General features: G+C 38.2%; 9 protein-coding genes and 1 pseudogene. 6 read left to right on the top strand and 4 right to left on the bottom strand.

Annotation, left to right across the window (positions count from 1 at the left end; genetic code table 11):
• The 4 genes and pseudogenes from HMPREF1149_RS07120 to HMPREF1149_RS07105 all read right to left on the bottom strand — a co-directional run.
• Positions 1-481 (bottom strand): annotated as a pseudogene (locus HMPREF1149_RS07120) (transposase); the annotation flags it as partial.
• A 418-nt stretch (positions 482-899) separates the two neighbouring features.
• Positions 900-3,638 carry a DEAD/DEAH box helicase family protein gene (locus HMPREF1149_RS07115; protein ID WP_000251769.1) on the bottom strand — a complete coding sequence of 913 codons (2,739 nt, stop codon included), beginning with the start codon at positions 3,636-3,638 and terminating at the stop codon, positions 900-902.
• Positions 3,638-5,596, bottom strand: a complete 1,959-nt coding sequence (locus tag HMPREF1149_RS07110) for a site-specific DNA-methyltransferase (RefSeq protein ID WP_001070518.1) — start codon at positions 5,594-5,596, stop codon at positions 3,638-3,640. The genes HMPREF1149_RS07115 and HMPREF1149_RS07110 overlap by 1 nt, the downstream gene beginning before the upstream one ends.
• A gap of 465 nt (positions 5,597-6,061) precedes the next feature.
• On the bottom strand, positions 6,062-6,919 hold the full coding sequence (locus HMPREF1149_RS07105) for a 5'-nucleotidase, lipoprotein e(P4) family (protein WP_000703386.1): 858 nt from the start codon (positions 6,917-6,919) through the stop codon (positions 6,062-6,064).
• A gap of 367 nt (positions 6,920-7,286) precedes the next feature.
• Here HMPREF1149_RS07105 and HMPREF1149_RS07100 point away from each other — a divergent pair, with 367 nt between their 5' ends.
• From HMPREF1149_RS07100 to HMPREF1149_RS07075, 6 genes are read left to right on the top strand one after another with little or no spacing between them, the layout of a single operon-like run.
• On the top strand, positions 7,287-8,291 hold the full coding sequence (locus tag HMPREF1149_RS07100) for a uroporphyrinogen decarboxylase family protein (protein WP_000157310.1): 1,005 nt from the start codon (positions 7,287-7,289) through the stop codon (positions 8,289-8,291).
• An 11-nt stretch (positions 8,292-8,302) separates the two neighbouring features.
• Positions 8,303-8,506, top strand: coding sequence for a hypothetical protein (locus HMPREF1149_RS07095; RefSeq protein ID WP_000837740.1), 204 nt, complete (start codon positions 8,303-8,305; stop codon positions 8,504-8,506).
• Between the two features lie 2 nt (positions 8,507-8,508).
• Entirely contained in the window at positions 8,509-9,507 is a 999-nt protein-coding gene (locus HMPREF1149_RS07090; RefSeq protein WP_001290980.1) for a uroporphyrinogen decarboxylase family protein, read from the top strand.
• Positions 9,508-9,518: 11 nt separating this feature from the next.
• The gene (locus HMPREF1149_RS07085) at positions 9,519-10,397 is read left to right on the top strand and encodes a transporter substrate-binding domain-containing protein (protein ID WP_000037003.1); all 879 of its coding nucleotides are present in this window, start codon (positions 9,519-9,521) and stop codon (positions 10,395-10,397) included.
• Positions 10,398-10,429: 32 nt separating this feature from the next.
• Positions 10,430-11,122 (top strand): amino acid ABC transporter permease, encoded by a 693-nt coding sequence (locus HMPREF1149_RS07080; RefSeq protein WP_000255462.1) that lies wholly within the window; start codon positions 10,430-10,432, stop codon positions 11,120-11,122.
• A gap of 3 nt (positions 11,123-11,125) precedes the next feature.
• Positions 11,126-11,848, top strand: coding sequence for an amino acid ABC transporter permease (locus tag HMPREF1149_RS07075; RefSeq protein WP_000350573.1), 723 nt, complete (start codon positions 11,126-11,128; stop codon positions 11,846-11,848).
• Positions 11,849-11,852 lie beyond the last annotated feature (4 nt).

Here is an 11,852-nt window from a genome sequence, read left to right as displayed (position 1 = left end):
TTGCGTTTGAGTAGGGAAGTTCCAGTGCATTCATGATCTTGTCTTTATCTTTCGAAAAGGTCTTGAAAACAGTTTGAATAATAGGATTTACAGAAGAAATTGTTTCTTCAATAAGACTAAAGAAATGTTCCGTTTGTTTCTCTTGAAAATGAAAGAGTAGGAGTTGATAGAGATTATAGTGCTATCTAAGTTCTTGAGAGTATGAAAGCAGCTTTTCTAGAACCTCTTTATTGGTCAAGTGTGACCGAAAAGTTGGTCGATAAAATCGTTTATCACTGAGTTTACGGCTATCCTGTTGGATGAGTTTCCAGTAACGTTTCAGTGCTTTATATTCGTGCGATCTCCGATCAAACTGATTCATGATTTGGACACGCAAACGACTCATAGCACGGCTTAAGTATTGTACAATGTGAAAATGATCGAGAACGATTTTAGCACACGGAAAAAACTGTTTAGCTAAGTCATAATAAGGAATAAACATAAACAAAAGAGGCTCCATAATATCTATGGGGGATTTACCCACTACAAATATTATAGAGCAAAAAAGTCTAGTTGATCTAGACTTTTTTGCTCTGTCTTGGTATCCTTGGGTAAGGAGGCACTGTATTAATGACTAAGTTATTTATCCTGAAAAGAAATCAAGTATTATTGCTATGCTAGTCTGGATCAGTCCCAAACTCAGAGGGAATCAAAAGAACAGAGAGAACGATTTTTGATAGTGCAGATAGAACTTCCATTCAAATGAAAGACTACGATAGCCACACACCGATTAATGGGGACTACAGTTTTGGTACAAGGGATAGAGCATACTTTCTAGGGAATATATACCAGCTTATACCAACTACAAGATAAAATAGCAAAAAAGGCGATTATCCAAGCGGAAATCGTCTTTTTGATATTTAGAATAAGTCCAGCCTAATATTTCCACCAAAATGTGGTTTTTCAAGAGCTATCTGTGCTAATTGATTGAGTGTTTGTTTACTATTTTCTTGATTATAGAATTTAAGTCCTTTGATGATAACTCCATCAATTTCATCTTCAAAAATCAAATCTTCTTGATGGTCGTTGATATATGAAAGAAGTTCCTCCTTCCATCTATCTTTTTCTGCCAATTGTTCACCTTTGGGTTCAATGAAGATTTGAAGATAGTAATCCTTATTTTGAAGAAGTAGGATAAAGTCTGGTTGAAATCCTGAAAAATTGACTTCCCGTGGATTTTCTTCAAATTGGTGCAATTTCAATCGTTCAACTTTATCTGTCCCCTTTAGCATATTTTCGTCCATTCGAATGAGGAAAACATCACCGTATTGTTCTCTTAGTTCATCAATATGGTTGGCAATAGCATTAACTAGATTTTCTTCATTTCTATTGATTATAGCTGATTGATAAGCAAAAAAGTCAAATTTTTCAAAACTAATATTAGCTACTTTTTGTTCGATGAAGGAGCCACTATGTTTAGCTGTATCATAATTAGGTATTCGTTTGCGATAATCAACGAGATATTCTGTAATTGGATATCCGATAAAGCGGTTCGTACCTCTTGCTTTGCGATAACCTGCCTTTATTTGGGCAACCAGTAGGTTAAAAAAGTTATCAACAATTTTCAGCTTTTCCATAGCGGAAAAATCTTCTACAATGGTTTCTTTTTCTGTTGTGACAGAGAGTGTAAGATTTTGCAAATCTAGCCAATTTTCACCCCAAAAGTCTTCCATAGACTTGAGATTTGGAAGATATCTTTTCAGATTTTCAAATCGGAAAAAGTTAGAGCGGCTAATTGATTTTTTAAAATAACGAATATCAACTCCCCTCAATTGGGACGTTTTTAACTCTATTGCTTCAGCTGAAAGGTAAGCTGTTTCATAGGTGGATTTTAAATAGGTTACATTGGCTAGCTTAGAAATTTCAATACCATATGCACGTAAATTCACATAGTGACTGTCAGGAATTTCCTCAGTCTCATTATAGTAAAGTTTACCTGCTTTAAAGATTTGGGTTTTCTTGAAAGAGGGTTTCAGTTTGATTTCAATTGGAGGATTTTTTTCATCAGTCCCAGTCGCAAGATTCATCTTGTCAAGTGATGCCATCAAATTCTTAATGTATTGTGGCTCATTAAGGGTATGGTAGTGTAGTGTTTCCAACAAAAGACTTGCTGTTTCATCTGATTCATCAAATCGTCTTTGGTAAGAAATCTTTTGATTTAAGGAGAAAGGATTGTATCGTGCCCCACGTCCGATCAACTGAGCCTCGGAATTGGTTGATTTAGCATCTCTTTTATCATTCATTTTCCCCAAGTTGCTAATACGAACGATATCGTAAAGATTGAGGACATCCCAACCTTCTGTTAATTTTGCTACGGCAAAGACTACACGGTACAGATTATTGGGCGATTCAAGCGAATTGAGGGCTTGGTACTGTCCTGTTTCTAGCAACCCTTTTGAGCCACTATCTGAATCATTTGCATTTAGAATTCTAGCTGGTGAAAAACCACGCTTAATTTCTCGAACAACAGTTGAAAGATCATCCTTTTCGAGATAATACTGATAAGCTAGCTGTAGGGTATGGCTTTGCTCTTCTGATACACTTCTCAGTTGCGAAATAAGGAACGATCTTAAACTTTCCACAGTCAGACTATCAATCATCTCATTGAATAGATTATTTGCTTCATAGGAAGCATCAATTTTATGTGATTTGAAAAGAATGACTGGTTTTATCTCAATCCCAAATTTTTCTAGAGCAAATTTGCGACGATATTCACTCAGAAGAACGGTACTAAGCATGTTATCTTCGTTGGAATTTCCCGTCTGAATGCGTCTTACATTTTTTGAATATCGCTCTCTGATGTATGAATCCAAGGTATAACGGTAAATAATCTTATCTCGATATTTTTGATAAATAGTCTCATCGTCAAAATCAAGCGTTGCGGTAAATTCTAGCAAGAGATTATCAGCATGTGCGTGAAGGAGATTAAGTAGGCATTTTTCCCATGAGACTTTTTCCAATTCTGCTTTATTTTTCTTTTTCGTAGAAGCAGAATAGTGATGGGCTTCATCCGCCAGAATAACCATTTTTGTCTTCTGGTAATCTTTTAATGACATGATATTTTCTGCCTGTGTGAAGAGGTCATTTGTCAACGTCTGAATTGAAACAAACTTAATATTAATTACATTTTTATTAGGAAAATCTGGAAATCTTCCTGAAATCTGGTTGATAAAGATATGTTCCCCATCAATTTCTAAGTTAGAATTGAAAAGAAACTTAGTAGATTGAGCACTCGTTAGATTATCAATGGTCTTACTCAGAACACCATTTGTATTCACTGTAAACAGAAAATTTTGATACCCTTTTTCTTTATAAAGATAGAGGATTAAACCAGCCATCAAATCAGTCTTTCCTGAACCAGTTGCCATATTGAACATCAGCTGTCTTGGTTTTCGAAACTTGAAAGTATCTGATGCTTGAGTGTAATGAAAATAGCGAATAGCTTCACTTTGATAAGAACGTGGTTCATGCTTGAGATTTTCTACAATATACTGTGGTAATTCCCAACCATGCTGTTCGTTCAAAATATCCATATCCAGCTGTTTCAATTCATCGAAGAGTTCAAAGATCAGTTCTTTTTTCTTTGCTTTTCTAACCATCATTTCTCTCCATAAAAACTCTTATTGAAATCATAATCTGATTGGGATAATTGCGATTTAATGGTTTCATCATCAATTTCAGAGTAGTTGTGATAGAGTTGGTTTTTGTCAATAATCTTCACAAGAATTTTTTTCTGTATTTCCAAATCTTCATCCCAGATAGATTGGTCGACTTCTTGTAAATCCACTCTGAAATCAAAATCAAGTGTGGCTTTCATGTCATCAAAGATAGTCTTTAATTCATCAGAATGTTTAGAGTTAAGAACAGCATCAATAAAGGTTGCATTTTTGTCCATTAATTCAGCATAAATGAATGAACCACCGCCAGACCAAGCAACATCTTGAGAAATGCCACCTTGTTCTCCATCAATAACTTTCTTTAATCTCTCTACCGCTACGGTTTCAATATAATCCATTTGTTCAATACCGATGTACTGACGATTCATCTTGTGAGCAACTGCTGCAGTAGTTCCCGAACCCATAAAGAAGTCAAGGACAAGATCGTTTTCCTCGGTGTTTGATTTAATTATATTTTCTATTAACTTCTCTGGTTTTGGAGTTGAAAAAGTTTTATCACCAAATAGTATTTTTAATTCATCTGTTGCATCTTGATTCTGCCCCCAGTCAAGTAATAAATCAGTAATTGCTTTAGGTTTACCTTTTTCTTCTTCCGTTGAAAGCCTTCTAAAAGAATTCAAAGCAGTAATATATAGTAATCCTTCTTGAATATAGTTATTAATATTTTCCTGAGACGTTCTCCAGTGAGCAATAACATTAACAGAATTTTGTGTGAAACCATCCTTTATAACAACATCATCCAAAAAGGTAGTTTCCATTGTTTTATTTTTGTAAGTTCCTGCTTTAATAATAGTATTTTTATCTGCACCTTGATAAGCAACTCCAGATGAAATCAGTCTCTGGCTTTTCTTATTGCTTGCATTATCAACACGTTTTGTTGTATCAGTAGCACCTTCTATTGATAATTTTGAGATATTTTTTTCGTTTTTAGCAAATACAATAATTGTTTCCATTATTCCAGCAACTCTACTAAGAAACGATGGTTGTTTTTTCTTCTTCCAATGTAATGTTGCAATATAGTTTGTACTTCCAAATATTTCATCCATCAGAATATGTAAATATGGCTGCATTCCTGTCCCTACAATATTAGTGGAATTTGCTCGGCTTACATCAATATGCAAAAAAATTAATCCTTCATCGGATAATAATTCTTTTGATATTTCTAAACGATTCTTCATGAAAGTTAACCAAGTTGAACGCGTAAAACTATCATTATAATCGAATGTATCCTCATTCCCTGTATTATAAGGTGGATCAAGATAAATCATCTTAATTTTTCCACTAAATCGTTTTTTCAAGCTGTGGAGTGCTAATAGATTATTTCCTTTGATAATCAGATTATCCGTATGCTTGATTTCTGATACAGGAGAAGAGCCGTTTTTATCATATATCTTAACATTTTTAAAAATCTTTTCATCAAGGAGGACATCAATCTCCTCTCGAGCAACTATTTCATTTAAAAAGGATTCTTCAGCATCTTCCCTCGATACATCATCTTTAGTCATACCAGCTTTTAAGATACTATCTTTGTAAGGGAAATTTAGGACAACATCTGTTGTTTCATCTAAATAGCGATTATTTACCGCTAATCCGATTTTGTTGGTGTAACGCGTGTAAGAGTTTGACCAATATTCATCAACCTCAAGCATTTGAATGATATCATTGATTTTCAAAATTGTCGCACCAGCAATATCCTCGGTAAATGCTTCATTTAGAATTGCATTTGTCAAAATCTTTTCAACCAACTCAGGTTTATAATTATCTAAATCTACTATAATAGCATCTTTTTTTAATAGTCCCTCAGCTACATACTGTTCATCAAAGCTTTCTACCACCTCTCGTAGGGCTTGTTGAATCGCTGTTTCGAATGCCTGATTCATACAAGTCCCTCACTTTCATACACAACAGAAAAGACCTTCTCACAAAAATGTGAAAAAGTCTGTTTTAGGGCTTGACAAAAAATACGCTTGATTACATAATCAGCGTGAGCTGTGAGCTGTGAGCTGTGAGCTGTGAGCTGTGAGCTGTGAGCTGTGAGCTGTGAGCTGTGAGCTGTGAGCTGTGAGCTGTGATTGCTTTCATACCAATCATTCCTTTACTTTTTGATAGTTCTATTATATCAAAATTTCTAAATTTTGCATATTTGCTTTCCCTGACGAACAGTCATGTATAAACCATTTAGAAAATATGATTTATGGCTACACATATACTAAATGAAGTACATTTTGAATTGGAGAAGTCTGTCCTATTAAAAGACGATCTCCGCTTGGAAATCGTCTTTTTTCGCTATTCTCGCAAATACGATATCTTGTAGTTGGTGTAAACTGGTAGATAGCTCTCTTATTTTATTTATCAAAACCTTGTAAGTTTTTTTTGCGCTCTTCAGTTTGACCCTTGGCATCCAATTTATTACCATTGTAAACAGTGCTTTCCCATGATCCGTACATTGGGTTAGGGAAAATGATGAATTTCTCACCAAACTCTTTTTGTAATTCCTCTAATTTTTGGTCGCGCTCAGTTTCAGAGGTCTTTGAAAACTCTGCAAAGTCCACAAGATTGTCTCCTAGTAGCATGACTAAGTTGGTTTTTTCTTGGACTGCTTGTCTACGACCTTCTTTAGATTTGACGCCTTTTTCTAAGAACATGAGATGATCGCGGCTTTGTACAGGAATTCCTTCGTTTTCTAGGTTTTTGATCGTATCATCTACCTGATCTATCGTGCGGTCAGATACATAGTAAATTTGGACACCGTTTTGGTCTGCAAATTGGAGAAAGTCTTTAGCACCTGGTACAGCCTTGGCTGCTGCTTTTTTTACCCAGACATCCCAGTTTTCTGGGGTAAATGCTGTTCCGTCTTTGACATTTTGCGCTTGATAAGGACTATTGTCTAATACGGTTTCGTCCAAGTCCAAAACGATAGAGTAGGGTTTATCTGTCTGTGTTTTTAGTAGTTCTTTCAAACGATCAGTAGCGACATTGTAACCTTGTAGATAGAGTGCCTTGGTTTCAGCTGCTTTTTGATACCAAAGAGTTGACATAGTGTTCTCTCTTGAACGCAACTGATCATAGGTCATGGTAACCTGATTATCAGATGTACTACTTTGTGTTGTCTGTGAATTTGCCGAATTTGTGCCACAGCCAGTCAGTAAAATGACGGAAGTAAGTGTAGAAGCAATTGTAATGGTAACTTTGGATATTTTCATAATCCCATCCTCCTAATAATAGTCTATTAATATTGTAGCGTTTTCATGGGATTTGTGCAAGGAAATATCGAGAGAAAAGAAATTTTTCAGTAGTAATTTGGTATTAGGATAAAATTATGTACTTAATTTGGGAATGAAGATGGATATAAAAAAATTCAATCGGCTTGATAGAAAATCTATATCAGCTTCTTTTTGGAAAATAGATGAAAATAAAGTGAATCTTTGAAAGGCTAGTAACATCAAGCTTTTCAGGGATTTTTTTCTTCATAGATATAAAAATTTCCAATCGAGTTGATAGTCAATATATATTGGAAAAAGGAAAAAAGGAGTGGTAAGATGGTTTCAATCCAAATGGAAGGAGAAAGGTATGGCAAGTAAAAGAGATCTAGTCTTTAGAGCGATTCGAGGCGATGAAGTGGAAAGAGTTCCTGTGGGATTTTGGTTTCATTTTGTAACACTCGAAGAAAAGGGGCAGGGATTAAACAATCCACGTATCTTTCAAAAAAGTGTTGACGGACATCGCAGTTATGTGGAAAGGATTCGTCCTGATTTTGTCAAAATTATGAGCGATGGTTTTTTCCTTTATCCAAGTAATGTCTATAATCCTAAGATTGCAAGCATTCAGGAGCTGACTTCTATTGAGTCGATTGGTGAGGAACACCCATGGATTCAGCAACAGGTGGAAGTGGTACAAGCGATTCGAGATACCTTTACAGAAGAGATTGCTTCTTTCTACAATATCTTTTCGCCTATCTCCTACCTCAAGCGCTGGTTCCGTACAGAAACTTCTCGAGGAGATAGGGAAGTGGCTGATCTATTGCTTGAAAATCCTGAGCAATTCAGAGCGATTCTAGATGTGATTGCAGGAGATATTGCTATTCTAACTCAGAAAATCATCCAGCAAGGCGGTGTTGACGGGATTTACCTCAGCACCCAGGAAATTCAAGATGAGCGCATCGCACCAGGACTCTACCAAACCTATATCGAACCGAGCAATATAGCGATTTTGGAAGCAGCCAATCAGGTTGGTGGGATCAATATCCTCCATATCTGTGGTTTTGAAGGTGCGAGCAATAATGTGACGATATTTAAGGATTATCCAGCTCAAGTGGTCAACTGGGCGACCCACCATGAGGGTGTTAGTTTGACACAGGGGCAAGAGTTGTTTCCAGGAAAGGCCGTTTTAGGTGGATTCGAAAATGGCAAGAAAAGCTTGCTTTATCAAGGTTCCAAGGCAGAATTGCAAAATGAAACAAGACGGTTGCTGGCTGAAGCTGGTAGTAAAGGCGTTCTTCTGGGAGCTGACTGTACTGTTCCAGATGACTTTGACTTAGAGAGGTTGGACTGGATTCGGCAGGCAGCTGTTCTCTAAAAGGAGGAGCTATGAAAAGTAAAAGATGGGGCATCTTCATTGCAGTTGTCGGTTTGCTGGCCTTGGTTGCCATAAGCGTCGTAAAAAATCAGCACTGTAAAAATGGAGAGAGATGTCATGGAGTTCAGGATTTTTCCAAGTCCAGTCTCCCCTTTCTACGCTCGAATGATATCGCAAGTAGTTTATTAGTTGAAAAAGTAAGAAATGGAGAATAAGAATGTCAGAAAAAAAAGAATGGGTTTTAAAAGCATTTAAAGGTGAGAAGGTTGATCGTGTGCCAGTTGGCTTTTGGCATCATTTCACATCCGAAGACGAATGGCTACACGGTTTCTCAAATCCAGTCATTATCGAGAAGAATATCGAGGGCCATAAGCGCTTTATCCGAGAAGTTCAGCCGGACTTTATCAAACTCATGAGCGATGGCTACTTTGCTTATCCAAATCCAGCGATTGCCAAAGGCAAATCACTTCAAGAATTGGCGACCATTCAACCACTCGGACCAGATCATGCTTGGATAAAAGAGCAGGTGGACTTGGTTAAGAAAATCAAGCAAGAGTTTACAGAAGATATCGTTGCGATTTACAATATTTTTGCTCCTGTGACCTATCTCAAGTGGCTGCTGGGGGAAGTGTCTGGTGGCGATGACCTTATTGCGGACTTTCTGGTGGGAGATCCTAAAGCCCTTAAGAAGGTGTTGGATGTGATTGCAGAGGATATTGCGAGTCTCAGCCGAGCTGTCATCGAAGAGGCTGGTGCTGATGGAATCTACCTCAGCGTGCAAAGTATCCAAGATCAACGAGTGTCGGCAGCAGAGTATCAAGCCGTCATTGCACCTAGCGAGATAACTGTTCTGGAAGCAGCTAGTGCTGTTGGTGGCGTCACTGTTCTTCATATCTGTGGCTACGAGGGAGCGCGAAATGATATTCACCTTTTTGCAGATTATCCAGCCCAAGTCTTTAACTGGGCTGTAGGACCAGAGGGAATCACTCTCAATGAAGGTCGTGAGATTTTCAAGGGACGTACGGTTCTTGGAGGATTCGAAAATGGCAAGACAGGCTTGCTGTATACTGGTAGCAAGGATGCCATTCAGGCTGAGGCAAAGAAACTAGTTGCAGAAGCTGGGGAACAGGGCTTGGTACTTGGGGCAGATTGTACCATTCCAAGTGATATCGCAGTTGAACGTATCCAGTGGGTGAGAGAAGCGCTTGAAAACTAAAGGAGAAAAAGATGAGTAAAAAAGCATGGATTATCGGTGGTGTAGCAGTTGTTGCAGTAATTGGGGCAACGATTATCGGGAGAAGTTTAGCTGGCGCTCCAGCTAAGGAGGGAGAAACGGCTTCGTCTGCTGAAGTCATAACCTTGAAGGTTGCCCATACACAAAACTATGTACCTTATGACTTTGTCAATGAAAAAGGGGAATCAGATGGTTATGAAGTAGCTGTTTTGAAGGCTGTTGATGAGAAGTTGGCAAACTATCAATTTGAATATACGGGTACCAGTGATGACGACCTCTTGATTGGTCTGGAATCAGGCAAGTATGACATCGGAACCAAGGGAGCTTGGTACACAGATGAACGAGCTAAAAAGTTTGTCATTCCATCTGAACCAGTCGGAGCGAGCATCATCGGATTTACTGTCAGAAAAGAAGATGAACAGAAATACAAAACCATTGATGACTTTGCTAAGAATAAAGGGAAATTGGTTCCCATCTCTCCACAGAATGCTCAATGGAATGTTATCACCAGCTACAATGAAAAACATCAGGATGCACCGATTGAGCTAACAGCAGCTGAATCTTTTAAAGTGGCAGATGCCTATGCCTGGGTCTTGGAAGGACGTTATGACGCCTTCTTTGATATCAAACTGTCCTTTGAAAAAGCAGTTACCGCAGAAGATGGCCCTTACCACCAATATGCGGATAAACTCAGCTGGTTCCCGTATAAAGGCATTCCAACTTATCCCTTGATTCACCGTGATGAAAAGGGTGAGAAATTCGCTAAAGAATATGAAAAAGCAATCAAAGAGTTGAAAGAAGATGGTACGCTTGCTAAGCTATCTCAGCAATACTTTAAAGAAGATGTCTTTAGTTATGTAGACAAAGACTAGGCCAGAAATTCCAAGACTAGAAAGGGTTTTGCATGGTTTCTTATGATTTTTCCAAGGTCTTTCAGTTTTTGCCAACCTTATGGCAGGCACTTCCTATGACCTTGTCCATTCTCTTTTTTACCACTCTTCTTGGTTCCCTTTTTGGAGGTCTCTTGGCCTGGGCACAAGTAGGAGAAGACAAGAGTTTTGCAGCGATTTCCAAAGGCTATATCTTTACCCTTCGTTGTACACCGCCGATTGTCTTGCTTTTTCTAGTCTTTTATGGCTTGCCAGAATTTCTGAAATGGTGGCTTGGTTTGGATATCAACAACTGGTCTAAAACTATTTTTGTTCTCCTGACGATGATTCTCTTGTTTGCGGCTATTGTTGCCGAGGTTTTCAAGGCGGCCTATCAAGCTATTCCGAAAGGGCAGACAGAGGCCGGGCTTAGTATTGGTTTGACTACAAGTCAGACTTTTTGGAGAATCATTTTTCCCCAAGCTTTTCAAGTTGCTCTTCCCAATATAACAACCGCTATTCTCAATCTCATGCGGGATGCTGCCTTGGCTTATACGATTGGTTTTGTTGATGTTATGGGGGCGGGGAATCTCTTGATTAGTCGCAATTTAGGGAACTACTCTCTGGAAACCTACACGGCAGTTGCGCTTCTTTACTGGGGGATTGCCTTGGTTATTTCAAGCTTGAGTCGTTTGCTTGAGAAGTCTTTGGGAACAAAAGGGAGGTAAGAAATGGATATAGACTATATTGTAAAGACCTTTCTGGAGACCTTGAAGGGTGTGCCAATCACCTTGGTTATCATGATTGTGGCTATGGTCTTAAGCTTTTTACCGGCTCTATTTTTGGCCTTGGGGCAGATTTACAAGGTTCGAGGGGTGAGGAGTTTTTCTCTGGTCTATCTGGCGTTTATCCGAGCGACTCCTCCGATTTTATTGATTCTCTTCTTTTATAGTTTGTTTCCAAGTTTGCTGAATCAATTTTTCAAAAGTATAGGAAGTGACTTTGATATTTTCAAGCTTGATCCTCTCTATTATGCCTTTGTTATTTATAGTTTGATGACAGTCGGGAGTTTGTCGGAGATTTTGCGTTCAGCTATCTTGACGGTGGACAAGGGACAACTAGAGGCAGCGCATGCGATTGGGCTGACTACAACCCAGGCCTATTTAAGGATTGTTTTTCCTCAAGCCTTGCGCTCAGCATTGCCTAACTTGGCCAATTTGGTGATCAATATCGTCAAAGGGACCTCCTTGGTCTTTGTCATGACCATCAAGGACATCACCGCTATTGCCCGTGTGGAAGCATCCTACGGTTACCAGTATTTTGAGTCTTATTTTGTAATCTTTTTGCAGTATATTTTGATCTGTGGTTTGATTCAGTGGGGCTTCTCCCTACTGGAGAAAGGCTATGTGAAAAAAGAAAAAAGTGCAAAAGCATCTAGCGCGCGTTTCGTATAGGAGG

Origin of the sequence: Streptococcus sp. BS35b, from assembly GCF_000286475.1 — a bacterium.
In the GTDB taxonomy this organism is placed as follows: Bacteria; Bacillota; Bacilli; order Lactobacillales; family Streptococcaceae; genus Streptococcus; species Streptococcus oralis_W.
The sequence above is the reverse complement of the archived record's forward strand: the minus strand, read 5'-3'. Positions and strand labels throughout refer to the sequence as shown.